The organism is Streptomyces sp. NPDC059740 (genome assembly GCF_042733155.1).
GTDB lineage: Bacteria > Actinomycetota > Actinomycetes > Streptomycetales > Streptomycetaceae > Streptomyces.
In genome coordinates, this window is sequence record NZ_JBHWGP010000037.1 from 38,069 (window position 1) to 61,803 (window position 23,735).

Consider the following 23,735-nt stretch of genomic DNA (forward strand, 5'->3'; position numbering starts at 1 on the left):
CGGCGGGGGAGGCCGGAGGGCCCTTAACCCGCGCCGCGCGATGGCTGCGCTCTTCGTCGGAGTGGCCGCGACCAACGTCTTCATGGTGTGTGCGAGCACCGTCAGCACACTGATCGGTGCCCGGCTCCTGGGGCCGGCCTGGAGCGGGCTCCCCAACGCGACAGGGGTCGCCGGCACCGCTGCGGGAGCCCTGGCGCTGTCGGCGGTCATGCGCCGCGCAGGTACCCGTGCCGCCCTGGCGGCCGGGTACACGGTGGGCACCGCCGGCGCGGCCGTGGCCACCTGGGCGGCAGCGGGGGACCGACTGGGATGGCTGATCACCGGCATGGTCCTGCTCGGCGTCGGCAACGGGGGCGCACAACTGTCCCGGTACAGCGCCGCCGACCTCTACCCGCCCGCCCGCCGGGGTCTGGCCACGGCGACGATCGTGTGGGCGGGTACCGTGGGCGCGCTGATCGGCCCCAACCTCATGGCGCCCACCAGCTCCCTCGCGCAACGCCTCGGCCTGCCGCCCGACACCGGCTCCTACCTCCTCGCGACGGCCGGTTCGGTGCTCGCGGCCCTGGTGTCCGCGTTGCTGCCCGCCCGCAGGGTCTCCCCGCACCCCGCAGGCGTTGCCGGGCGCGGTGCGCCGAGGACGGGGACGGCCGCCCTGTGGAGCCGCCACGAGGTGAGGGCTGCCGTCGTCACCATGATGGTCGCCCAGGTCACCATGGTGGCCGTCATGACGATGACCCCCCTGTACATGACGGCGCACGAGGAGACCCTCGGCACGCTCGGCGCCGTGCTGAGCGGGCACATGGTCGGCATGTTCGCGCTCGCGCCGCTCAGCGGCGTCTTCGCCGACCGCTTCGGGGGGCGCAGCACCGCACTGCTGGGCGTCGCCCTGATGACCGCGTCGGTGGCCTTCACCGCTGTGCTCCCGCGGGGCGGCCATGTGCTGCTCTTCGCTGCCATGTTCCTGCTCGGGTACGGCTGGAACCTCATGTTCGTAGCAGGCAGCAGCCTGCTGACCACCAGCCTGGAGGCCGCGGACCGCCTGCGGGTCCAGGGCGGCGTGGACGCGCTGTCCTGGGGTGCCTCCGCGCTGGCCAGCGTGGTGGCCGGCCTCGTCCTGGCCGGTGGCAGCTTCGCCGTCCTCTCCGTCTTCGCCGGAGTGCTCACCCTCCTGCCGCTCCTGCTCCTGCGCCGGCGGACGGGCCCGCTCCGCGAGCAGCCGCAACCGTCGCGGGTCCGGCACGAGAACGGGGACGCTGCGCCGCCCCGGACCTGAACGGGCGGGACACCGAGCGAGGCCTGCACTGGTTCCCGGGGTCGCGGGGGTGTGCCGCCTGGGGGAAAGCCCTCGTTCTCAGGAAGAGGCGGGGCGGGCTGCGGGACTCACTGCACGGCAGAACCGGACGGGGCTCGCTTTCCGCCGGCGTGCAGGGTGCCGAGGAGGGTCAGGGCGTGGGCGGAGGGACTGGCCGGTTCGGCGTGGTAGATGACGAGTTGCTGGCCCGGCGCATCGCGGACGTCGAAGGACTGGTAGGTGAGGGAGAGCGGGCCGACATCCGGGTGGAGGAGTTGCTTGGCGTCCTGGGTCTTGCCGCGCACGGTGTGCTGGGCCCACAGCCGCCGGAACGCGGCACTGTGCTCGGTCAGTGTGTCCACGAGGTGTCGCAGACGCGGGTGCTCGGGGTCGAAGCCGCTTGCCTGGCGCAGGTTGGCGACAGTTGCCTGGGCGGCCCGGTCCCAGTCCCGGTAGAACTGCCGCCCGGCCGGGTCGAGGAAGGTCATGCGGGCCAGGTTGTCCGCGGGGGTGAAGGGGGCGTAGAGCGCGTCCGCCAGGGCGTTGGCGGCCAGAAGGTCGAGGGTGCGGCTCATGACGAACGCCGGGGTGTGCGCGTAGCCGTCCATCAGCTGACGCAGCGCGGGACTGACCCGCTCGGTGGCGTGGAGGCAGTCCTGGCCGCCCGGTGACACTCCGGCCACGCGGTGCAGGTGTGCGCGGGCATCCGTGTCGAGCAGAAGGGCGCGGCTGAGCGCGTCCAGCACCTGTGGCGAGGGATGCCGCTCACGCCCCTGCTCCAGCCGGGTGTAGTAGTCGGCGTTGACTCCGGCCAGGACGGCGACCTCCTCGCGGCGCAGCCCGGCGACCCTGCGCACGCCGTGGCTCGTCATGTTGACGTCCTGTGGCCGCAGGCGGGCGCGGCGCGCGCGCAGAAACTCCCCGAGGTGGTTGTCGTCCATGCCCTCCAGGCTAGGCGGTGGCTGCTCCCGCTTCCTGGGTGTACCGCACCCAGGATGAGAGCACCCTGGTGCCCCTGCGCTGACCTGCGCAGACTCGGTCGGGCACGGCACCGGTGCCCCACTGAGGAGGGAAACTTGATGACAGGCGATGCGCGCAGCGAGCGCGGTCCCGGGAACGCGGACGTGGTCGGCGTGTGGGTGACCGCGGACGGCCACATCCGCCAGGAGCTGCTGCCGGACGGGCGGTACGACGAGGCCCGGGGAGACCGGCGCAGCGCGTACACCGGCCGGTACACGGTGACCGACGACCACCTCGACTACGTCGACGACACCGGCTTCACCGCCACCGGGGACATCCGGGACGGCGTGCTTTACCACGAGCACCTCGTGCTCCACCGCGAGGACCGGGCGAAGAAGTCCTGACGGGCAAGCGCGGCAACGTCGTTGCCCGCGCCCACGGACACGGAGTCCGCCTCGGTGCGGGCCCTGTCCCGCTCAATCGCCACCGGAGGAAGGCAGAGCAATGAAACAGACTGACGGAATCGCCACCGCCACCGGCGAAACCGGGGCCGTCGCGAAGACGCAGCCGACACCAGGCACGCTGGCCCTGCTGGTACTGTGCGCGGCTCATTTCATGGACGCGATCGACCTGTCCGACGTGGGTGTGGCCCTGCCCGCGATCCAGCGTGGCCTGGGCATGGCGTCGGGCTCCCTGCAGTGGGTCGTGTCCGCCTACGCCCTCGGCTACGGCGGGTTTCTTCTCCTGGGCGGCCGGGTCGCCGACCTGTTCGGGCGCCGACGCGCGTTTGTGACCGCGGTCGCCGTCTTCGGCGCAGTAAGTGTGCTGGGGGCGCTCGCTCCGACCGGTGGCCTGCTGGTCGCGGCGCGGCTGGTGAAGGGAATCGCCGCGGGCTTCCTGGCCCCGGCGGCCCTCTCCCTGATCACCACGAACTGGCCGGAAGGCCCGCGGCGTGGCCGTGCTTTGGGGTGGTACGCCACTGCCGGGGCCTGCGGCTTCATCGGGGGGCTCGTTCTCGGCGGAGTACTGACCGAAATGTCGTGGCGGCTGGTCTTCGCGCTTCCGGTGCCCATCGCCGTGGCGGCACTGCTCGCAGGGTTGCGCCTGCTCCCCGCGGACCGCCGGGGCGGCGCCCGCGAGAAGCTCGACGTTCCCGGTGCGCTGACGGCCACCGGAGCCCTGATGCTCCTCGTCTACGCCCTCACGCAGGCTCCAGCGCACGGCTGGCTGTCCGCACGCACTCTCGTCCTCTTCGCTGCCGCTGCGTGTTTGCTCGCCCTGTTCCTCCGTGTCGAGTCCCGCTCACGCAAGCCGCTGGTCCCGTTGTCCTTCCTCGCTCGGCGTGCGACCGCGCGCACCAACCTGACGATCTTCGCGATGTGGGGCGCCTACACGTCGTTCGCGTTCCTCGCCACCCTCTACTTGCAGAACGTGCTGGGCTGGACGCCATTGCAGACGGCCGGTGCCTTCGTCCCGCTCGGCCTCGCCAATGGTGCGCTGGCACCGTTCGCCGGCCGGCTCGCCGCCCGGTTCGGCGTGCACGGGACGATCGCCGCCGGAATGCTGCTGCTCGCACTGTCCTACGCGCTGTTCTTCCGGATCGGCCCCGGCAGCCCGTTTCTGACCGTGGTCCTGCCCGTCATGGTCGTCAACGGGATCGGCACCGCCGCGACGTTCCCCGCCCTGAACATGAGTGCGGTGGCCGGGGTGCCCGACCGGGACCAGGGGCTGGCGGGAGCCCTGCTCAACACCTTCATGCAGATCGGCGGTGCCGTCGTCCTCGCCCTCGTCACCGCGGTCGTCGAAGCCGAACAGCAGGCGGACCGCTCCGACCCTCTGGCGGGTTACATACCCGGCACTGCCGTCATCCTTGCCACCGTACTCGTCGGTCTGGGCGCCGCCCTGCTGATCCGGGACCGGCCCCGCAGCCGGGACCACTGACGAGGTGGCCCCCCGCCCTACCGCGAGCCATCCGTCGCCGGGCACCGACACCGACCACCACCCCCTCAGGGAGTACCCGCATGACCTCCACGGCCCTGTCCGTCGAAGCCCTCGAAGCTGCCGAGTTCGCCGGGAAGACGGCCCTCGTCACCGGTGCCGCACGCGGCATCGGCAAGGAGGCCGTTTTCCTCCTCCACGCCCGCGGCGCACACGTCGTCGCCCTCGACACACGTCCCGAACTGGCCGTGCTGGCAGATGAGTTGCCCGGGGTCGTGACCGTCACCGGCGACGTCACGGCAGAGGAAACCGCCACCCGCGCGGTGGGTGCCGCCATCGAGGCGTTCGGCGGCCTGGACGTCCTGGTCAACAACGCCGGACGCACCCTGAACAAGCCCGTCACACAGACCACCGCACAGGACTGGGACAGCCTCATGGACGTCAACGCCCGCGGTGCCTTCCTCTTCGCCCGCGAAGCCTTCCGGGCCATGGCGGAGCGCGGCGGCGGCGCCATCGTCAGTACCGGCTCCTATGCGTCCGCCGTCGGCCTGCCCGATGGGGCCGCCTACAGCGCGTCGAAGGGAGCCCTGGCCCAGCTGACCAAGGTGCTGGCGCTGGAGGGCGGTCCCCTGGGCATCCGCGCGAACCTCGTCGCCGCAGGCGTGGTCGAGACCGACTTCCTCGACACCTTCCGCCCCGACAGCCGCGCCTATCTCGCGTCCTTCGCGGATGCCCACCCCCTGGGCAGGGTGGCGCAACCCCGCGAGATCGCGGAAGTCCTGTGCTTCCTCGCCTCCCCGCGCTCCTCCTTCGTCACCGGCGCCGTACTCGCGGCGGACGGCGGCTTCACCGCCGCCTGAGGCGGCGGGGCCACGTGCGCGTAGCCCGGGAGCTTGCGGAAGACCTCCTCCGCTCACCGCGGTGAAGAGGATGAGATCCCGGTAGCTCCTCTGCTCCAGCAGCAGCGTCCGTAGCGCCACCGCCCCGCCGATGTCGTGAGCCACAACGCTGGGGTGCGAGCGCCCCCAGTGGTCGAGGAGCCGGGCGAAGTTCTCCGAGTGGGCCGCCAGGCTCAGGTCTGGCCCTCGCGCTGCTCGGACTGGCCGAAGCCGAGATGGTCGAAGAAGGAGACCTCAAGGGCCTGAGGCTGTCGTGGGAGCCGGTCCTGTTCGGCGACCCGGGCCCACTCGACCTGGACGTCGTCCAGTTCGGGTGGACGACCGGCGGCTGAGGGATTCCAAGGCTTGCTGGTCCGATAACCTGGCAAAATGTTGACAGAAGTCACCGCCACCCGCTACGTGACCCCCCTGCGGGAAGGCGGATCGCTCCCCGGCATCGTCGAGGCCGACGACCTCGGCACCTACGTGATGAAGTTCACCGGGGCGGGCCAGGGGCGGAAGACGCTCGTGGCCGAGGTCGTCTGCGGGGAACTGGGCAGGCGGCTGGGGCTGCGCGTGCCCGACCTGGTGCGCATGCAACTCGACCCCGTCATCGGGTTGAGCGAGCCGGACCAGGAGGTGCAGGAACTGCTCAGGGCCAGCGGCGGCCTGAACCTCGGCATGGACTTCCTCCCCGGCTCCCTGGGTTTCGACCCGCTGGCCTTCGAGGTCTCCTCGGTGGAGGCGGGGCGGGTGGTGTGGTTCGACGCCCTCGTGGGCAACGTCGACCGCTCCTGGCGCAACCCCAACCTCCTGGTCTGGCACGGGGAGCTGTGGCTGATCGACCATGGCGCGACGATGATCTGGCACCACAACTGGCCGACTGCCGAGCGGGCGGCGGCCCGGGGGTACGACGCCTCCGACCATGTGCTGGCGTCCTTCGCCCCGGACGTCGCCCGGGCCGCGGCCGAGCTGGCCCCGCTGGTCACCGAGGAGCTGTTGACCGAGGTGGTGGCGCTGGTGCCGGAGGAGTGGCTGGTGGACGAGCCGGGGTTCGACTCGCCGGCGGAGCTCCGGAGGGCCTACGCCCGCATCCTCGCGGAGCGGGCGGCGGGTATCGGTGACCGGGTCACCGTCGGGGAACGCAGTACGGACGGACCGTCCAGGGTCCCCGGCTGGCTGGCGACCGAGTTGCCGCGGAGGGCAGTGAAGTGAGCGGACTGCACAACGGACGCGACGTCTTCGAGTACGCGCTGCTGCGGGTCGTGCCCCGGGTCGAGAGAGGTGAGATGATCAACGCGGGGGTGGTGGTCTACTGCCACGCACACCGCTTCGTCGAGGCCCGGACCCACCTGGACGAGGGCCGGCTGCGGGCGCTGGACACCTCCGTGGACGTCGAGGGGGTCCGCGCCGCGCTCGCCTCCGTCGAGGGGGTCTGCCACGGCGGCGAGCGGGCCGGGCAGGCGGCGGGGGAGGACCCCGGCAGGCGCTTCCGGTGGCTGGTCGCGCCGCGCAGCACCGTGGTGCAGCCGGGCCCCGTGCACACCGGACTGACCACGGACCCGAGGTCGGAGGCGGCCCGGCTGCTGGAACTGCTGGTGCGCTGAGCAGCTCCTTCCGGGGGAGCGTTGCACCAGGCCGGGCGGCCCGGACCGACGTACGGACGGGACTCCTGGGGCCGGGTGGAAGCGTTGTGGCCGCTCGCCGTCCCGCGTCCCCGGCCGGCAGCGGTCCGCCCCCGAGCGGGGCGCCGGGGAGGCCGGCGGGCGGGGAGGGGCCGGCGGGGCCGGTGTGACAGGTGTGCGGGGCGGTCCGCCTGTCCGCCGCTGAACCCGCCCGGTGGCCGCCTCGCACCGTTGACAGCAGGTGGCGGGCCTTCTAGCGTCAGCCCTGCCAAGCTACTAAGCGGTTGCTCATCTCCCGGTCGGAAGCCGTTCCCCGGCGCCGGCGGACGGGGCGGCTGCCGTGGAGCGAGGAACAACGCAGGGTTCGACGGGCGGCCGCAGGGCGGGTTGCGCGGTCGGTGGTGGGCTCGTGACACGGCCCGCCCCGGGGCGCCGGGCCGCTCCGGCACCGCCGCCGGCACGCCGGAAGGCACACCCGGTCGGCGGTCGGTGCGCCCGCCCGGGCCCGTGCGGCCGTGTGGAGGCCATCCGGGTCCGACCGGAGGCCACGAGGTGAGGAGAACAGGCATGTCCACCACCGAGCAGCGCGTCGCTGTCGTCACCGGTGCGGCCCGCGGGATCGGGGCCGCCACCGCCGTGCGTCTGGCCGAGGAGGGGCGTGCCGTGGCCGTCCTCGACCTGGACGAGGCGGCGTGCAAGGAGACCGTGGAGAAGGTGACCGCCGCCGGCGGCCGGGCCGTCGCCGTGGGCTGCGACGTCTCCGACTCCGACCAGGTCGCCGCTGCCGTCGACCGGGTCGCCGCCGAACTCGGCGCACCCACCGTGCTCGTCAACAACGCCGGTGTGCTCCGCGACAACCTGCTGTTCAAGATGAGCGACGCCGACTGGGACACGGTCATGAACGTCCACCTGCGCGGTGCGTTCCTGATGTCGCGTGCCTGCCAGAAGCACATGGTCGACGCCGGCTTCGGCCGCATCGTGAACCTCTCCTCCAGCTCCGCGCTGGGCAACCGCGGCCAGGTCAACTACGCCGCGGCCAAGGCCGGTCTGCAGGGCTTCACCAAGACCCTGGCCAAGGAACTCGGCAAGTTCGGCATCACCGCCAACGCCGTCGCGCCCGGCTTCATCGCCACCGACATGACCGCCGCCACCGCCGCCCGGGTCGGCATGGGCTTCGAGGACTTCCAGGAGGCCGCCGCCTCCCAGATCCCCGTCCGGCGGGTCGGCCGGCCGGAGGACATCGCCAACGCCATCGCCTTCTTCACCGGCGAGCAGGCGGGCTTCGTCTCCGGCCAGGTCCTCTACGTCGCCGGCGGGCCGCTCAACTGACCCGCTTCCCCCAGCACACCGAAACGCCACAGGAGAAGCGGAAGACATGAACGCGCAGGACAAACCGGCCCTCCCCGAGCCTTCCGGCCGGGCGGCGATCGTCACCGGGGCGAGCCGCGGCATCGGCTACGGCATCGCGGAGGCACTGGTCGCCCGCGGCGACCGGGTGTGCATCACCGGCCGCGGTGAGGACGCCCTGAAGGAGGCGGTGCAGCGCCTCGGCTCCGACCGGGTCATCGGCGTGGCCGGCAAGGCGCACGACGAGGCCCACCAGGCGGCCGTGGTCGAGCAGGCCATGGCGGCCTTCGGCCGGGTCGACTACCTGGTGAACAACGCCGGGACCAACCCCGTCTTCGGGCCCATCGCCGACCTGGACCTCGCGGTGGCCCGCAAGGTCTACGAGACGAACGTGGTCTCGGCGCTCGGGTTCGCCCAGCGCACCTGGCACGCCTGGCAGAAGGAGAACGGCGGGGCGATCGTCAACATCGCCTCGATGGCGGGCGTCTCCGCCTCCCCGTTCATCGGCGCCTACGGTATGAGCAAGGCCGCCATGGTCAACCTCTCGCTGCAGCTCGCCCACGAGTTCGCGCCCGTGGTGCGGGTCAACTCGATCGCGCCGGCGGTGGTCAAGACCAAGTTCGCCGCCGCCCTCTACGAGAACCGGGAGGAGGAGGCCGCCGCCGGGTACCCGATGGGCCGTCTCGGCGTGCCCGAGGACATCGCGGGCGCCGCTGCCTTCCTGCTCTCGCCGGCCGCGGGCTGGATCACCGGCCAGACCCTCGTGGTCGACGGCGGCCTGCTGCTCAACGCCGGGGTCTGAGAAGGACGGCGGGCGGAAGGATGTCGCCGCCGGCCCCGTGCGGGCCGGGCGGCGACACCCTCCCCGGCTCCCCGGGGCGGTGCGCACCCGCGGCCCTGCGGCGACCGCTGTCAGTGGTCACCGGTAGGTTCACGGACGACGACGCAACACACCCCCGGAGGTTCGTCCACGTGACCGACATGCTGCCCGAGTCCTGGCGCGGCGTCCTCGGTGAGGAGCTGACCAAGCCCTACTTCAAGGAGCTCACCGAGTTCGTCGAGGAGGAGCGGGCCAACGGCCCCGTCTACCCGCCGCGCGAGGAGGTCTTCGCCGCGCTGGAGGCGACGCCGTTCGACGAGGTCAAGGTGCTCGTCCTCGGCCAGGACCCCTACCACGGCGAAGGGCAGGGGCACGGCCTGTGCTTCTCGGTTCGGCCCGGGGTGCGGGTCCCGCCGTCGCTCCGCAACATCTACAAGGAGCTGCGGGACGACCTCGGCCACCCCGTCCCGGACAACGGCTACCTCATGCCGTGGGCGCGCCAGGGCGTCCTGCTGCTCAACGCGGTGCTCACGGTGCGGGCGGGCGAGGCCAACTCGCACAAGGGCAAGGGCTGGGAGCGGTTCACCGACGCGGTGATCCGGGCCGTCTCCGGACGCCGGGACCCGGTGGTCTTCGTGCTGTGGGGCAACTACGCCCGCAAGAAGCTCCCGCTCATCGACACCGAGCGGCACACCGTCGTCGAGGGCGCCCACCCCTCGCCGCTCTCCGCCCGGCGCTTCTTCGGCTCGCGGCCCTTCTCGCAGATCGACGCGGCGATCGCAGCGCACGGACACACCCCGGTGGACTGGCGCGTTCCCAACCTCGGCTGATCATGCCGCGCGGCCCGCGGCCCCGGCGGTTAGCGTCGAGGGAGGCTGTTCCAGGCGAGTGGAGTCGGGAGCGTGTGGTGACCGAGCAGACTGACGACCAGGTGTCCGCGGACCCCTTCCTGACCAGGATCGGACAGGCCGTCATGCTGCACCGGGCGGGGGACCGCGAGGAGGCCCGCAACCGGCTCGTCGCCCTGTGGGAGGAGGCGGGCCCGCACGGCGACCCGCTGCACCGCTGCACGGTGGCGCACTACGTCGCCGGGACCCAGGACGACCCCTGGGACGCGCTGCGCTGGGACCAGCGAGCGCTGGCGGTGGCTCGCGGCGGACAGCCGGACGGCCTCGGCCGCATCCCCTCGGGACGCTGCGCCGAGACCGGCACGGACGTGCAGCTCCGGGCCTTCATCCCGTCCCTGCACCTGAGCCTGGCCGCCGCCTACACCACACTGCACCACCCGGTCGAGGCGCGCCGGGAGTTGCGTCAGGCGCGGCAGGCGGCGACGGTCCTGACCGACGGCCCCTACGGTCAGGGTGTCCGCGAGGCCATCGCCCTGCTGGAGAGGCGGCTGGACGCCGGCTGAGTGCCGTCCCCGCCGGCCGCCCCGGCCGGAGGCGGAACGCCGGACGGCCGCGGTGACCCGCGGTCGTCCGGCGGTGCCGAGTCGCCCGACTCAGTGTCCGTAGGCGCCCGAACAGATCCGGTTGGCGGCGCTGCCGGAGGACCAGTGGCCGAAGGTGCGGCCCAGAGCACAGGGGTCGGACCCCCGTGGCACCGCGGCCGGCCCGGTGACATGCCGGGTGCCGCCGGTGGGCGCGTGCGGAGGCGACCCGGCCCGGTGGTGGAGCGGTGCGGCCGGCCGGTGCGGCACGACCGGCAGCCGGTGGTGCCGGCCGTGGCTCCAGGGGGCCGGGGGAGCGGCGGCGGGCCCGGGCTCGGGGCCCTTGCCGCCGGCTCGGGGCTCCTTGGCCCGGTCCCGGTCCGCCGGACGTGCGTGGTGTGCCTCCGGTGAGGTCTCGGCGATCGCGTCGAAGGAACGCGTGCCGAGTTCGGGCCCGGCCGGGCCGGCGGAGGCTGCGGGCGGGGACTGTCGCTGCGGGGCCACCACGGCACCGGAGGAGGGGGAGACGGCGACACAGCCTGCGGTGGCCGAGACCACCACGGCAACCAGGAACGCCGCTGCGGGTAGACGCTGCATCCGGCCGACTCTGCCGCACCGGCAGTCGCCCTGCCATCCCCACGGAGAGTGATCGCCGGGGAGGAACGGTGACGTCTCGTCACCTGGGCAGGGCGTCGCCACCCCGCTCTCAGGCTGCGCGTCCCGCGGCGACCCGCTCCCGGACCTCCTCCGGACCGAGGTACACGTCCGTGCGCTCGAAGTCCCGCAGGGTCGCCGTGCGGGTCGCCTGGAAGCCGGTCCGGACGAAGTCGTCGCCCGCGATCGCGTTGATGCCCCAGTTGACGGCCGTCCGGAAACGGGCCACGCCCGTCGGCAGCGCCATCAGGTGGTAGCCGCGGGCCACCACCTGGGCCGGCAGGCCGGTGACCTCCCAGCCCAGCGGCTTGGACACCGCGTCCCGCCCACCGAGGTCCACCACCAGGCCGAGGTCCTTGTGGCGGTAGGGCGTCAGGGGCTGCTGCCGCAGCGCCGCCAGCACGTTGCGGGCGGCCTGCTTGCCCTGCCGCGCGGCGTGCTGCGCGGTCGGCGGGCAGATCGTGCCCGGCTCCCCGGCGAGGTCGGGGACCGCCGCCGCGTCGCCGCAGGCCATCACTCCGGGCAGGCCCGGAACCGTCAGGTCCGTGTCCACCGCCAGCCGGCCCTTGACGGTCTCGGCTCCCAGCGTGGCGATCAGCGGGCTCGCCGCCACACCGGCCGTCCAGATCAGCGTCCGGGACGGCACCATCCGGCCGTCGGTGAACGTGACGGCCTCCCGGGTGACCTCCGCGACCGACACGCCGAGCGAGACCTCCGTGCCCCGTCTGCGCATCAGGTCCAGCGCCACCGACCCCAGCCGGTCGCCCAGTTCCGGCATGAGCTTGGGCGCGATGTCGATCAGGTGCCACCGCACCAGGCCCGGGTCCAGCCGTGGGTAACGCTCGGTGGCGGCGTCGGTGAGCCGTTGGAGGTAGGCCACGGTCTCGGTGCCCGCGTAGCCGCCGCCAACGACCACGAAGGTCAGCCGTGCCTCCTGCTCGGCGCGGTCGGAGGAGGCCGCGGCGATGTCGAGCTGGGAGATCACGTGGTCGCGCAGGTACGTCGCCTCGGCGAGCGTCTTCATGCCGCGGGCGTACTCGGTCAGTCCGGGGATGTCGAACGTCCGGGTGATGCTGCCCGGCGTCAGGACGAGGTGGTCGTAGGTGAGGTCGGTCATCTCGCCGGTGATCAGCCGCACCGCGCACACCCGGGACTTGGGGTCGATGCCGACGACTCCGCCCGGCACGATGTGGGTGCGGCGCAGGATGCGCCGCAGTGAGGGCGCGATCGACTGCGGCGTCACCACGCCGGCGGCCACGTGCGGCAGCAGCGGCAGGTACAGCTCGTAGCTGAGCGGCGTGACGAGGAAGACCTCCGCGTCCGCCGATCCGAGGGTGCGCTCCAGGCCCCGTGCGCACTCCACCCCGGCGAATCCCCCGCCCACGATCAGCACTCTGGGTCGTCGTTCCATGTTCCTCGCCTCGCCTCGCTCGGTCGGCACGCCGGGCCCGGTCGCGGCCGGCTGGTCGACGGCACCGGAGCCCGCCGGGGGCCTCCTCCCGCGGGGGGCGTTCCGCCGCGCCGACGCGTCCACCTCTCCCGCCACGCTGGCACGCCTGTCCCTCTCCCGCCACACGACGGCCCCGGCCGACGCCACCCCCGACCGCCTCCCCGCCGACCCGGCCGAGCGGCTCCGCACCACTCGCCGACCGAGACGGCCGAGTGCCGCGGAACCGTCCACCACCTGGGCGAACAGCGGCCACGGGGTGCGTGCCGCGAACCCCGGTGGCCCGGATACGGTCACTTCGTGAGCAACGTCGTGGCCGAGATCCTCTCCGCCGTCCTCCTGGTCTGCGTCCTCGTCTTCGCCATCCGCCGGCCCCACGGCGTGCCCGAGGCGGTGGTGGCGGTGCCGGCCGCCGGCGTCCTGCTGCTCACCGGGGCGGTGACCCCGGCCGACGCGGCCGCCGAGGTGCAGCGGCTGCTGCCGGTGGTGGGCTTCCTGATGGCGGTGCTGGCGCTGGCCCACCTCTGCGCGGCCGAGGGCGTCTTCGAGGCGGCGGGCGCGGTCCTGGCCCGGCGGTGCACCGGACGCCCCGGACTGCTGCTCGTCGGCGTCTTCGTCCTGGCCGCCGTGGTGACGGCGGTGCTCAGCCTGGACGCGACCGTGGTGCTGCTGACCCCCGTGGTGCTGGTCACCGCCCGGCACGCCGGAGCCTCGGCCCGCCCCCACGTCTACGCCTGCGCCCACCTCGCCAACAGCGCCTCCCTGCTGCTGCCGGTCTCCAACCTCACCAACCTGCTGGCGCTGAGCTCGGCGGGCCTGAGCTTCACCCGCTTCGCCGCCCTGATGACCCTGCCGTGGCTGGCGGCGCTGGGCGTGGAGTACGTGGTCTTCCGGCGGTTCTTCGCAGCGGAGCTGACGCCCGTGGACGACCCGGCCGAGCTCACCCGGGTGGCGCGGCCGCAGCTGCCCGCCTTCGCGCTCTGGGTCCTCGTCCTGACGCTGGCGGGTTTCGTCGTCGCCTCCCTCGCCGGCACCAGCCCCGCCTGGCCCGCGCTCGCCGGTTCCCTGGTGCTCGCCGCCCGCGCGCTGCGACGCGGCGAGACGACTGCGGGCGCCGTGGTGCGCGCGGCCAACATCCCCTTCGCCGCCTTCGTCCTCGCCCTCGGAGTGGTCGTCGAGGCCCTGGTGGACCACGGGCTCAAGGACACCGTCGCCTCGTGGCTGCCCGGTGGCTCCTCGCTGCCGGCGCTCCTGGCCGTGGCTGCCTTCGCGGCGCTGCTGGCCAACGTCATCAACAACCTGCCCGCCGTGCTGGCGCTGCTCCCGGTGGTCGCGCACGGCGGCGCGGGCCCGGTGCTGGCCGTGCTGATCGGCGTCAACGTCGGCCCCAACCTGACCTACACGGGCTCGCTGGCGACCCTGCTGTGGCGGCGTGTCCTCCTCGCCCAGGGCCTGCCGCCCCGGTGGAAGGCGTTCGTCCAGCTCGGCGTGGTCACCGTGCCCGCCACGATCCTCGCCTGCGTCGCGGCTCTGTGGGCGTCGCTCCGGCTCCTCGGTACCTGAGGACCGGACTCGCCCGGGCGAACCCCTTGCGGCCCGGCGGCCGACGGACGCTCACCGTCCGCCGGGCCGCCGCGCGCCGGGGACGATGCCGCCCAGGCCGGAGACGGTGAGGTCGCTGGGCCACAACGGCGCCCGGGTCGGCTGGAAGACCCCGGCCCGCCACTCCGCCACCAGCCTGTCGTAGATCGGGGTCGGCTCCTGCCGGGGCCCGGTGACACGGGTCCACTTGGGCACGTTGCGCTCTGCGCTCATGACCCGCTCCAACCCCCTCACCCACCGGCCGGTTGCGGTGCACTGGACCGAACGGGTGAAGCGCGGCGGTTGACAGCCGGGGCACGGTCCGGAGCCGGTCACGCCGGTGGCCCGGCCCCCGGAACGCTCCGGGAGCCGGGCCACCGGCAGGTCGCAGGACCGCTCGTCGGCGCAGAACCGTCAGTGGGCCTCGGCGGTGCCGTGCAGCAGCGCACCCAGACCGCCCACGGGCGCGGACAGTTCCTCCTCGCCGATCTCCTCGTCCTCCTCGATCGTGACCTGCGCGGGCTCCCGGCCGGCCTGCTCCAGCTTCCGGCTCTCCGGGGTGCCTCCCGGGTCGTCGACGGGCAGGACGAGGACCTCGGCGCCGCCCACGACGGCGGCGCGCACCAGCGCGTCGTCGGCGCGCGAGGCGACCGGTTCGGTCTCGCCGAGGTACTGGGACTCCGTGCGGCGCACCGCCACCTGGTACGGCTCGGGGCCGGTCCACACCTCGCGTGCGCCGTCCGGGCCCTCCGGGTCGAGCAGCAGCATCGCCACCCGGGACTCACGCGCGGCCTCCACCAGCAGCGGCACGCCCTCGACCGCACCCGTCTCGCCCGCCTCGGGGCTCAGGACGGTGGCGAACCGCTGGTAGGCACGCCGCCAGCGACGGCGGGCGTTCACCCGGCGCACCGCGGCGACGTCGCTGTCCAGCAGCGGGGAGGAGGAGCCGGACGCCCGGCCGCTGTGCTCCGTCTCCACCGTCAACTCCTGCAACGGCGCCGGCAGCGCGGCGTGCACGGTGCGGCGCTCACGGGGTTCTCCGACCAGCACGACGGTGTCGGCGCCGGTCTCCTGGTAGTGCTCGGCGACGGCCGCGGCGATCTCCCGCGCGTTCTGGTCCCAGTTCTGCTCCACCTTCAACTGGAAGTGGCGCTCGGACCAGTCGGCCCTGCCGGTGCGGTGCAGGGGGTACTGCTGGCCCTCGACGGAACCGGTGACCCGCGCGGGCCAGGCGTCGCGCACCTCGAAGTCGGCGCCGGCGCGGTTGACGTAGACCACCAGGCAGACACCGGCGTCGTCGGCGTGGCGCAGCACGGGCGTGATCCGGGGCAGCGCCGCGAAGTGCGCCTCGGTGCGTTCCGGCGCGGTCAGCAGCGGCAGGTCGACGACGATGCGGCCGGCGCGGACGAACAGGGCACGCCCCGCCGCCTCCCCGCCGCGGCCGACGGGGCTGAGCGTTTCGCGGACCACTGCGCAGTCCGCCTCCGGCGCTCCCTGGGCGGCGAGGTCACGGGCGAGGTCCTCGGCGGCGAGTGCCCGCTTCTCCGCTTCCGTCTCGGTGTGCGCCGAGGTGTCCATCCACACCGTCGTCCAGGGACCGGGCTGCTCGTACAGAGCCGTGAGGAAGGCGAAAGACATGGGGCCTCCAATGTGACCGAGACAGTTCGTACGGCGGAGTACCCGGATATGTCCCTCCCACACGGGGTGACGTGCTGCGCAGGACTTTGCGCGGCCGCCGTGGGCGGTCGGGGAGCGTCTGCGGTTGGACGCCTGCGCCGCGGGCATCCGGAAGGGCAGTGACGGGGCCGGCCGCTCGCACGGCGAGGGGGCCGGGCGCCGGCAGGCTACGGGAGGACGAGGGGGCGAGCCACGAGATGAACGCCGTGACGCCGGAGGAGCAGGGAGACGCACCGCCGTACGCCGCGCCGGGGCGGGCCGGGCGGGACGAGGCCGGCCGGACGGTGCGGGACGGCGGCGAGGCGGCCTGGCACAGCGGCCGCCGGGAGACCGAGGCGGAGCGCGCCGACCGCCGCTGGAACGAGCTGCTGCAGGAGGTGCGCGTCACCCAGACCGGTGTGCAGATCCTCTTCGGCTTCCTCCTGACCGTGGTCTTCACCCCGCGCTTCGCCACCCTGTCCGGCACCGACCGCACGATCTACGTCGTCACGGTGGTGCTGGGGGCCGCCACCACCGGAGCGCTGGTCGGCCCGGTCTCCTTCCACCGCCTGGTGGCCGGACAGCGCCTCAAACCCCGGACCGTGCAGTGGGCCTCCAGGCTGACCGTCATCGGCCTGGTGCTGCTGCTGGCCACCGTGGCCTCGGCGCTGCTGCTCATCCTGCGGGTGGCGCTGGAGGACACCGCGGCCGGCTGGGTGGTCGGCGGCCTGGTCGTGTGGTTCGCCCTGTGGTGGTTCGTACTGCCGGTCTGGGCACGTGGGCGGTACGAGCGGGACCGCACGGGCCGGGGCGCGGAGGTGACCTGAGGAGCGGAGACCGGCAGCCCCGGGGCGCGGACCCCTCAACCGGGGCCCCGAGCCTGCCGGAAACCACCTGCCGGGTCCGGCGGCCACCACCGGACCGTCCACAATCGCCGTCAGAAGTGCCCCGAAGCGCGGGGTCACTGTGACGGAGGAGGCAGACGGTGGCTGCGTACGTCATCATGCCCGGGATCGACGGTTCCGACGACGAGCACTGGCAGAGCCGGTGGGAGGACCAGTGGGGACCCGCGGCGGTCCGGACGGCGCCTGCCTCGTGGAGTGCGCCGGACCTGGCCGACTGGATCGCCGCGGTCCAGGCCGCCCACGCGCGCGCCGCCGAGTACGACGGCCGGGTGACGCTGGTCGCCCACAGCCTGGGCTGCTGGGCCGCCGCCGAGTGGCTGGACCGGGCCCGGCCCGAGGGGGTCACGGCGTTCCTGGTGGCGCCGCCCGACCCCCGGGGGCCGGAGTTCCCCACCGGGGCGGCCACCTTCGGCCACCTGACCGCTCGTCCGCTGCCCTGCCCGGGCCTGGTGGTGGCCAGCGACGACGACCCCTACTGCGCACCGGGGAGGGCGGCGGCGTTCGCGTCCGCCTGGCAGGCGCCGTTCCACCTCCTGGCCGGGCACGGGCACATCAACTCCGCGAGCGGCCTGGGCGACTGGCCGGCCGGCAGGGAACTCCTCGGCACGCTCACCGACCGCTGAGAACCCCGGGCCACGCCGGGCACCGCCCCGCGCCCCTCCCCGGACCACCGCCCGCCCCACGCCACGGGAGCAGGCAAGGCGGCGGGCCGGCCGGGGAGACGCTCAGTGGGAGGTGGCGGTACCGCCCCGCTCCGGGTCCTCCTGCTCCGAGGCCGGCTCCTCGGCCCCGACGAACCGCACGAACACCAGCGTGCCCATCGGGCCGAGGACGGCCAGCACCAGGGCCAGGTCGGCGTAGGACGTCCGCGCCAGCCCCTGGGCCACCAGCAGGAGGACCGCCGTCACCTGCGTCGTCAGCAGGGCGGTGCCGGCCAGCCGGCGGGTGGCGGGGCCGCGGCAGGCCACCCAGACGCAGGGCGGCACGCCGCACACCACGAGGACCAGCGCCGCCCACAGCCACCCGTTCACCGGTCGCCCTCCGCGGACCGGTCGCCGGGAGAGGTCATCAGCTCCTCCAGGGCCGAGGGGCGGTCGGCGAGCCGGTGCACCAGCAGGACCCCCGGTTCCCGCGGCCCCCCGGCCTCGGCGCCCAGCACACAGGTGCCCGCAGTGGCGGACAGCACCAGCGAGGCCCACGCCACGTCCGTCCCCGGCGGGACGCAGACCCGGTCGATGCGCCCCAGGTCGCCGCCCCGGCCCCGCCGCACCACGGCGAGGAGGACCCGCAGCAACAGCCACTGCTCGCGCAGCAGGGTTGTGGGCCAGTGGAGGAGCACCGACAGCCAGTGCGCCGCGCCGCGCCCGCCGTGGTGCAGCCGCACGGCCTCCCGCAGCACCCGGCCGCCGGCGGCCGCCAGACCTGCTGCGCACCCGCCCACCAGCACCTCCCACCAGGACACCGGGCCGACGCACACCAGGTAGAACCCGACCAGCGCGGCCCACCACAGGACCAGCGGCACCAGCACCCGCCTCGGCAGGGCCGCCCTCACGACGCCTCCCGCACGCTCTGCCGGCGTACCCGGCCGGGCGCTGCCCCGCTCGTCCTCACCGCCGGTCCGAAAACCGCCGCCAGTACGAAAACCGCCGCCGCGTCTCCCGGCGGCGTGCCGGCCGCCGCCCCGGCCGCCCGCTCCCCGGGCGTCCGCCCCCTGCCACCGGACCCGGGGAAGAGCCCCGACCGACCTGCATCCACCCTGCGCACCCGACCTCCCCGGACTGGACGTCATGTCGTGGTTTGTTAGGTCTTGCCGCGGTGTCGGGACCGGCGACCGGCGCCCAGCCCCCGGTGACGCGTGTCCCCCGTGCCGGCGGGTACCCGTCCGACCGCGCGGTCAACCGGCGCCCCGGCCGCCGGAGGTGACCACACCACAGGGAAGCCGGCACGGCGACCGGAAGCGAAGCACGGAGGCAGAAGATGACCGCACCCCACCTGGTCGCGCTGGTGCTGCTGGTCGCAGGGACCGCGGTCCTCGTGGTCTCCGCGGTGGCGCTGCCGGTGCTGCCCGCCCCCTACACCCGCCTGCACGCCCTGGCCCCCGCCACCTCGCTCGGCCTGCCGTTGCTCTGCCTCGCCGCGGCCGTCGAGACGGGCCCGGGCAGGCAGGCCGTCAAACTGCTGTGCATCGCGCTGATCGCTGCCGCCGCAGGCCCGGTCACGGCGATCGCGATGGGGCGCGCGCTGCACCGGACCGAGCGCCGGACCGGCAGCGAGGAGGACGCGTGAGCGGCGCCACCGCCACCGAAACCCTCAGCTGCCTGGCGCTCCTCCTGGTGGCGGTCGTCGCCACCGTCGCGGTCCTCACCCGCGACCCGGTGCGGCAGGCCGTGGTCCTCGGTGTCCTGGGCCTGGCCCTCACCCTGCTCTTCACCTTCCTCCAGGCCCCCGACGTCGCCCTGTCGGAACTCGTCGTCGGCACCGCCCTGACCCCCCTGCTCATCCTGCTGGCCGTCCGGCGGGTACGCCGCGACGCGGTCGGTGACCCCGCCGAGTCCGGGGAGGCGCAGAACCCGGACGGCCGGACGGCAGGGGAGCCCGGGGCGCCGCGTCGGAGCGGGCCCCGGCCGGGGGCGGAGGGATGAGCCGGCGCTCCCGCACGCTGATGTTCCTGGCCGGCGCCGCGGTCATCGCCACCGCCCTGGCCACCACGGCCCTGCACATGCCACCGTTCGGCACCGCCCACCACCCCTACGGCCGGCGGGCGGTGGCTGCCGCGCTGCGGCAGCACACCGCCAACACCGTCTCCTCCGTGAACTTCGACCTCCGCGCCCTGGACACGATGGGCGAGGAGTACATCCTCTTCGCCTCCGTGCTGGGCGCCGTCGTCCTCCTGCGCCGGGCCCGGGACGAACGGGTGGCGCGTCCGGAACCGGCCCGGGTCTCGCCGCCGGTCACCCTGCTCGGCGTGGCGCTGATGCCCGTCGCCCTGCTCGTCGGGGTCTACGTCGTCGCCCACGGCGCGCTCACCCCCGGCGGCGGCTTCCAGGGCGGGGTCCTGCTCGCCACCGGCCTCCACATCGCCTACCTGGCCGCCGACTACCGGGTGCTGCGCCGGGTGCGGCCGATGGTCGTGCTGGAGGCCGCCGACGCGGTCGGCGCCGCCGCCTTCGCCGCCCTGGGCCTGACCGGGCTGGTGGCGGGCGCCGCCTACCTGCAGAACACCCTGCCGCTCGGCACCTTCGGCCAACTCGCCTCGGCCGGCCTGGTGCCGCTGCTCAACGCGGCCGTCGGGCTGGAGGTGGCCTCCGGCATCGTCGTCCTCCTGGCGCAGTTCCTCGAACAGGCCGTGGAGATCACCCCGCCGGGCCCCGACCGACGTCCCACCACCCCACCGGGCCCGCCGCCGGCGCACCGGTGACCGCGCCCTCCGCAGCCGACCGGCCCCCGGGCCACCCGACCCACCAGGAGCACAGTTGACCGTCCTCCCCTTCCTCGTCGCCGGATGGCTCTTCCTCGTGGGTGTGTACGGGCTCGTCACCAGCCGCAACCTGGTGCACGCCGTGGGCTGCCTGGCCGTCGCCCAGTCCGCCACCTACGTGCTGCTGCTGGGCGTCGGCTACCGCCGGGGCGCCACCGCACCGGTCTTCGCCGACCTGCCCGTGCACTCGCCGGTCGTCGACCCCGTGGTCCAGGCGCTCACCCTGACCGACGTGGTCGTGGGGGCCACCGTCACCGCCCTGCTGCTCAGCCTCGTCATCCAGCTCCGCAAACGCCACGGCACCCTCGACCCGCAGGCGCTGACCGGGCTGCGAGGCTGACCCGCCGTGCCCTCACCCGCACTGACCCTGCCGGGGGCGGTGGTCCTGCCCCTGGGCGGCGCCGCCCTGCTCGTGCTGCTCGGGCGCCTGCTGCCCCGGACCGCCACCGACCTGCTGGCCGCGCTCTTCGCCACCGCGACCCTCGCCGACCTGGCGCTGCTGTGGCACGAGGCCGGCCACGCCACGGCCGTCGACTGGCTCGGGGGCTGGCGGCTCGACCACGGGCACGGGGTCGGCATCGTCCTCGTCGGCGACCGGACGGGGGTGGGGCTGGCCCTCGTGGTCGCCCTGCTCGTCTGCGCGGTCGTCGCCTACTCCTGGCGCTACTTCGACGAACCGCCCCGCCGCCACGCCGGCTCCTTCCCCGCCCTCCTGCTGCTCTTCGAGGGCGGCATGTGCGGGTTCGCGCTCACCGGCGACCTGTTCAACGCCTTCGTCTTCTTCGAGTTGATGGGGGTGGTGGCCTACGCGCTCACCGGCTTCCGCATCGAGGACCCGCGCCCCCTCCAGGGCGCCCTCACCTTCGGTGTCGTCAACTCCCTCGCCGCCTACACCTCGCTGCTGGGCATCGGCATCCTCTACGCCCGCACCGGCGAACTGGGCATGGCGCAGACCGCGGCGGCCCTGTCCGGGCACCGCACGGACGCCCTCGTGGTCACGGCGTTCGTGTGCCTGCTCACCGGCTTCCTGGTGAAGGCCGCGGTGGTCCCCTTCCACTTCTGGCTGCCCGACGCCCACGCGGTGGCTCCCACCCCGGTCTGCATGCTGCTGTCCGGCGTCATGGTGGAACTGGGCTGCTACGGCGCCCTGCGCGTGCAGCACGTCGTCTTCGGCGGCAGCGGCGGGATCGCGCCCGCGACCTTCCGCGGCCTGGCGATCACCGTGGGCGTGGTGACGGCCCTGGTGGGCAGCGTCATGTGCTGGCAGCAGCGCCACCTCAAACGGCTGCTGGCCTTCTCGACCATCGGCCACACCGGCCTCTTCCTCGTCGGCGCGGGCCTGCTCGACGGCGAGGGGACCGCGGGCACCGCCCTGTACGTGGCCGGGCACGCCGGTGTGAAGGCCGCGCTGTTCGGGCTCACCGGCGTCCTGCTGGACCGCCACGGCTCCGTGGACGAGCACGGCCTGCACGGCCGGGGCCGCGACGCGCGGGGCACCGGCCTGCTCTTCGCCGCGGGCGCCCTCGCCCTGGCGGGCCTGCCGCCGTTCGGCACCGGCCTGGGCAAGGCCGTCTCCGAGCACGCCGCCGGCACCCACCTGCCGTGGCTGCCGGTCGTCTACGTCCTGGTGTCGGCCGTCACCGGCGGCGCCGTCCTCCGCGTCGCGCTGCGCGTCTTCGCCGGCGCCGGGCCGCCACCCCGCCGTACCCGGCCCGACCTGGAGACCTCGGGCGACGCGGAGGCACCGGAGGTCCGCGACCCCCGCCGGCCGGTGCCCCGCACGATGACGGTGGTGCCGGCGCTGCTGCTGGCCGGCGCCCTGGCGGCGGGCGTCGTACCCGGCGTCGCCACCGCGCTGGCCGGCGCCGCCGGGACCTTCACCGACCGCGCCGGCTACCTGGCGGCCGTCCTGCACGGCCACCGCAGCGCCGCCCAGGCCGCACCGCCCGCCGCCTGGACCGCCTCCGGGCTGCTGCTGGGCCTGCTCTCCGCACTGCTCGCCGGCTGCCTCGCAGCACTGGCCGTGTGGGGACCGGCGTGGCGGGGCAGGGGCGCGCAGGGCTCCCGCCGGCTGGCGGCACGGGTGAGCGACGGCCTTCTCCCGCCGCTGCGGCGCCTGCACTCCGGTCACCTGGGGGACTACGCCGCCTGGTTCACCGTGGGCGTCGCCGCCCTCCTCGCGGCCACCGCCGCCCGTCTGTGACCGCAGGGCCCGGCGGGCGGCGGGAGGTGCGGACGCGGCGACGGACGCGGCCGACCGCCGTTTCACCGCACGGCTGGAGGGAACCCGGCGTTTCCGGTATCCCCGTTACCTAGGAGGCTCCATGCGCGCCCTCACCTGGCACGCGCGCCGCGACGTCCGCGTGGACACCGTGCCCGATCCGGAGATCGTCGATCCCACCGACATCATCGTGCGGGTCACCTCCACCGGCGTCTGCGGCTCCGACCTGCACCTCTACGAGGTGCTGGGACCGTACCTCAGCCCCGGTGACATCCTGGGCCACGAACCGATGGGCATCGTGGAGGAGGTCGGCCCGCAGGTGACCCGCCTGGCGCCCGGCGACCGCGTCGTCGTCCCCTTCAACGTCTCCTGCGGCACCTGCTGGATGTGCAGCCGCGGACTCCACTCGCAGTGCGAGACCACGCAGAACCGGGAGCGGGGCATGGGCGCCTCGCTCTTCGGCTACACCAAGCTCTACGGCCAGGTCCCCGGCGGCCAGGCGGAGCTGCTGCGGGTGCCGTTCGGCGACAACCTGCCCGTCAAGGTCCCGCACGGGCCGCCGGACCAGCGGTTCGTCTACCTCTCCGACGTGCTGCCCACGGCGTGGCAGGCGGTGGAGTACGCCGACATCCCGCCGGGCGGCAGCGTGACCGTCCTCGGCCTGGGACCGATCGGCGACATGGCCGCCCGCATCGCCCTGCACCGCGGAGCCTCACAGGTCATCGGCGTGGACCGGGTCCCCGAACGGCTCTCCCGCGCCAGGTCGCGCGGCGTGCACACCCTGGACCTGCGCGAACACGGCCAGAAGCTGGGCGACGCGGTCCGGGACCTCACCGACGGGCGCGGCACGGACTCCGTCATCGACGCGGTCGGCATGGAGGCCCACGGGTCCCCGGTGGCGAGCGCCGGGCAGCGCCTGGTCGGTCTGCTGCCGGACGCCCTGGCGCAACCGCTGATGGACAACGCGGGCATCGACCGGATGGCCGCCCTGTACGCCGCCATCGACATCGCGCGCCGCGGCGGCACGATCTCCATCTCCGGCGTCTACGGCGGGTCGCTCGACCCGATGCCGATGATGACAATCTTCGACAAGCAACTCCGGCTCCACATGGGGCAGGCGAACGTCCATCGCTGGGTGGAGGAGATCCTGCCGCTCCTGAACGAGGAGGACACCCTGGGCGTGGAGAACTTCGCCACCCACGAACTCCCCCTGGAGGAGGGCCCGCAGGCCTACCGCACCTTCCAGGCCAAGGAGGACGGCATGGTCAAGACGCTGTTGAAGCCGGGCACCTGACGGAGAAGCCCCTGAGACCGGCGGTGCGGCGCACCGCCGGTCTCAGGGGCTTGCGGGTGCCTCGGCTCCTGCGGGAGCGGGGTCGTTGCCTCAGGTGCGGGGGCGGGGCGTGGGCATCAGGGGTCCTTGCCATATGCCCGCCCGGGTCGCGTGGTCTGGCACCGCACCTCGCGGCGTTGCCGAAAAGCCCTGGTAGCTCCGCTACGAGGAC

The 23,735-nt window shown here is 74.1% G+C and carries 26 protein-coding genes; 19 read left to right on the forward strand and 7 right to left on the reverse strand.

The window, feature by feature from the left end; all coding sequences use genetic code 11:
- Nucleotides 1–40: 40 nt before the first annotated feature.
- Nucleotides 41–1,273, forward strand: coding sequence for an MFS transporter (locus ACFV3R_RS29055; protein ID WP_385589334.1), 1,233 nt, complete (start codon nt 41–43; stop codon nt 1,271–1,273).
- Nucleotides 1,274–1,380: 107 nt separating this feature from the next.
- Here the strand turns inward: ACFV3R_RS29055 and ACFV3R_RS29060 are convergent, their stop codons facing one another.
- Nucleotides 1,381–2,232, reverse strand: coding sequence for a helix-turn-helix transcriptional regulator (locus ACFV3R_RS29060; protein ID WP_385589336.1), 852 nt, complete (start codon nt 2,230–2,232; stop codon nt 1,381–1,383).
- 138 nt (nt 2,233–2,370) lie between these two features.
- Here ACFV3R_RS29060 and ACFV3R_RS29065 point away from each other — a divergent pair, with 138 nt between their 5' ends.
- The 9 genes from ACFV3R_RS29065 (at nt 2,371) to ACFV3R_RS29105 (ending at nt 10,270) form a co-directional block, all read left to right on the forward strand.
- Nucleotides 2,371–2,655 (forward strand): Atu4866 domain-containing protein, encoded by a 285-nt coding sequence (locus ACFV3R_RS29065; RefSeq protein ID WP_385589338.1) that lies wholly within the window; start codon nt 2,371–2,373, stop codon nt 2,653–2,655.
- A gap of 100 nt (nt 2,656–2,755) precedes the next feature.
- Nucleotides 2,756–4,192 (forward strand): MFS transporter, encoded by a 1,437-nt coding sequence (locus ACFV3R_RS29070; RefSeq protein ID WP_385589340.1) that lies wholly within the window; start codon nt 2,756–2,758, stop codon nt 4,190–4,192.
- A gap of 80 nt (nt 4,193–4,272) precedes the next feature.
- The gene (locus tag ACFV3R_RS29075; RefSeq protein ID WP_385589342.1) at nt 4,273–5,049 is read left to right on the forward strand and encodes an SDR family NAD(P)-dependent oxidoreductase; all 777 of its coding nucleotides are present in this window, start codon (nt 4,273–4,275) and stop codon (nt 5,047–5,049) included.
- Between the two features lie 408 nt (nt 5,050–5,457).
- A complete protein-coding gene (locus ACFV3R_RS29080; protein ID WP_385589344.1) occupies nt 5,458–6,282 on the forward strand; it encodes a HipA family kinase in 825 nt (274 codons plus the stop codon).
- Nucleotides 6,279–6,674, forward strand: a complete 396-nt coding sequence (locus ACFV3R_RS29085) for a DUF3037 domain-containing protein (RefSeq protein ID WP_385589346.1) — start codon at nt 6,279–6,281, stop codon at nt 6,672–6,674. The genes ACFV3R_RS29080 and ACFV3R_RS29085 overlap by 4 nt, the downstream gene beginning before the upstream one ends.
- Before the next feature lie 585 nt (nt 6,675–7,259).
- Nucleotides 7,260–8,021, forward strand: coding sequence for a 3-oxoacyl-ACP reductase FabG (gene fabG / locus ACFV3R_RS29090; protein WP_385589348.1), 762 nt, complete (start codon nt 7,260–7,262; stop codon nt 8,019–8,021).
- Between the two features lie 46 nt (nt 8,022–8,067).
- Entirely contained in the window at nt 8,068–8,841 is a 774-nt protein-coding gene (locus tag ACFV3R_RS29095; protein ID WP_385589350.1) for an SDR family oxidoreductase, read from the forward strand.
- Between the two features lie 179 nt (nt 8,842–9,020).
- Entirely contained in the window at nt 9,021–9,689 is a 669-nt protein-coding gene (ung, locus tag ACFV3R_RS29100; protein WP_385589383.1) for a uracil-DNA glycosylase, read from the forward strand.
- A 143-nt stretch (nt 9,690–9,832) separates the two neighbouring features.
- Nucleotides 9,833–10,270 carry a hypothetical protein gene (locus ACFV3R_RS29105; protein WP_385589385.1) on the forward strand — a complete coding sequence of 146 codons (438 nt, stop codon included), beginning with the start codon at nt 9,833–9,835 and terminating at the stop codon, nt 10,268–10,270.
- A gap of 90 nt (nt 10,271–10,360) precedes the next feature.
- Here ACFV3R_RS29105 and ACFV3R_RS29110 read toward each other — a convergent pair whose 3' ends face one another.
- Together ACFV3R_RS29110 and ACFV3R_RS29115 are read right to left on the reverse strand one after the other, a co-directional pair.
- Nucleotides 10,361–10,885, reverse strand: a complete 525-nt coding sequence (locus ACFV3R_RS29110; protein ID WP_385589352.1) for a hypothetical protein — start codon at nt 10,883–10,885, stop codon at nt 10,361–10,363.
- A gap of 109 nt (nt 10,886–10,994) precedes the next feature.
- Nucleotides 10,995–12,353 (reverse strand): NAD(P)/FAD-dependent oxidoreductase, encoded by a 1,359-nt coding sequence (locus tag ACFV3R_RS29115; protein ID WP_385589354.1) that lies wholly within the window; start codon nt 12,351–12,353, stop codon nt 10,995–10,997.
- A gap of 336 nt (nt 12,354–12,689) precedes the next feature.
- Here ACFV3R_RS29115 and ACFV3R_RS29120 point away from each other — a divergent pair, with 336 nt between their 5' ends.
- Complete coding sequence (locus tag ACFV3R_RS29120) at nt 12,690–13,952, forward strand: SLC13 family permease (RefSeq protein WP_385589356.1); 1,263 nt, start codon at nt 12,690–12,692, stop codon at nt 13,950–13,952.
- 51 nt (nt 13,953–14,003) lie between these two features.
- Here the strand turns inward: ACFV3R_RS29120 and ACFV3R_RS29125 are convergent, their stop codons facing one another.
- A complete protein-coding gene (locus tag ACFV3R_RS29125) occupies nt 14,004–14,204 on the reverse strand; it encodes a hypothetical protein (RefSeq protein ID WP_385589358.1) in 201 nt (66 codons plus the stop codon).
- A gap of 180 nt (nt 14,205–14,384) precedes the next feature.
- Nucleotides 14,385–15,608, reverse strand: a complete 1,224-nt coding sequence (locus ACFV3R_RS29130) for a Vms1/Ankzf1 family peptidyl-tRNA hydrolase (protein WP_385589360.1) — start codon at nt 15,606–15,608, stop codon at nt 14,385–14,387.
- Between the two features lie 236 nt (nt 15,609–15,844).
- Between ACFV3R_RS29130 and ACFV3R_RS29135 the strand changes: the two genes are divergently transcribed.
- Nucleotides 15,845–16,453: a DUF6328 family protein gene (locus ACFV3R_RS29135; RefSeq protein ID WP_385589362.1), complete on the forward strand. Its 609-nt coding sequence runs from the start codon at nt 15,845–15,847 to the stop codon at nt 16,451–16,453.
- 158 nt (nt 16,454–16,611) lie between these two features.
- The gene (locus tag ACFV3R_RS29140) at nt 16,612–17,154 is read left to right on the forward strand and encodes an RBBP9/YdeN family alpha/beta hydrolase (RefSeq protein WP_385589364.1); all 543 of its coding nucleotides are present in this window, start codon (nt 16,612–16,614) and stop codon (nt 17,152–17,154) included.
- A 102-nt stretch (nt 17,155–17,256) separates the two neighbouring features.
- On the opposite strand, the gene ACFV3R_RS29145 is transcribed toward ACFV3R_RS29140, so the two are convergent.
- Nucleotides 17,257–17,562, reverse strand: a complete 306-nt coding sequence (locus tag ACFV3R_RS29145; protein WP_385589366.1) for a monovalent cation/H+ antiporter complex subunit F — start codon at nt 17,560–17,562, stop codon at nt 17,257–17,259.
- Nucleotides 17,559–18,083, reverse strand: a complete 525-nt coding sequence (locus ACFV3R_RS29150; RefSeq protein WP_385589368.1) for a hypothetical protein — start codon at nt 18,081–18,083, stop codon at nt 17,559–17,561. Before ACFV3R_RS29150 ends, ACFV3R_RS29145 begins: the two co-directional genes overlap by 4 nt.
- A 425-nt stretch (nt 18,084–18,508) precedes the next feature.
- Here ACFV3R_RS29150 and ACFV3R_RS29155 point away from each other — a divergent pair, with 425 nt between their 5' ends.
- The 6 genes from ACFV3R_RS29155 to ACFV3R_RS29180 all read left to right on the forward strand — a co-directional run bounded on the left by ACFV3R_RS29155 (nt 18,509) and on the right by ACFV3R_RS29180 (nt 23,524).
- Complete coding sequence (locus tag ACFV3R_RS29155) at nt 18,509–18,817, forward strand: cation:proton antiporter (protein ID WP_385589370.1); 309 nt, start codon at nt 18,509–18,511, stop codon at nt 18,815–18,817.
- Entirely contained in the window at nt 18,814–19,173 is a 360-nt protein-coding gene (locus tag ACFV3R_RS29160) for a Na(+)/H(+) antiporter subunit B (RefSeq protein WP_385589373.1), read from the forward strand. The genes ACFV3R_RS29155 and ACFV3R_RS29160 overlap by 4 nt, the downstream gene beginning before the upstream one ends.
- Entirely contained in the window at nt 19,170–19,949 is a 780-nt protein-coding gene (locus ACFV3R_RS29165; RefSeq protein ID WP_385589375.1) for an MnhB domain-containing protein, read from the forward strand. Before ACFV3R_RS29160 ends, ACFV3R_RS29165 begins: the two co-directional genes overlap by 4 nt.
- 55 nt (nt 19,950–20,004) lie before the next feature.
- The gene (locus ACFV3R_RS29170; protein WP_385589377.1) at nt 20,005–20,349 is read left to right on the forward strand and encodes a sodium:proton antiporter; all 345 of its coding nucleotides are present in this window, start codon (nt 20,005–20,007) and stop codon (nt 20,347–20,349) included.
- A 6-nt stretch (nt 20,350–20,355) separates the two neighbouring features.
- Nucleotides 20,356–22,212, forward strand: a complete 1,857-nt coding sequence (locus tag ACFV3R_RS29175; RefSeq protein WP_385589379.1) for a complex I subunit 5 family protein — start codon at nt 20,356–20,358, stop codon at nt 22,210–22,212.
- 121 nt (nt 22,213–22,333) lie between these two features.
- Complete coding sequence (locus ACFV3R_RS29180) at nt 22,334–23,524, forward strand: zinc-dependent alcohol dehydrogenase (protein ID WP_385589381.1); 1,191 nt, start codon at nt 22,334–22,336, stop codon at nt 23,522–23,524.
- Nucleotides 23,525–23,735: the final 211 nt, after the last annotated feature.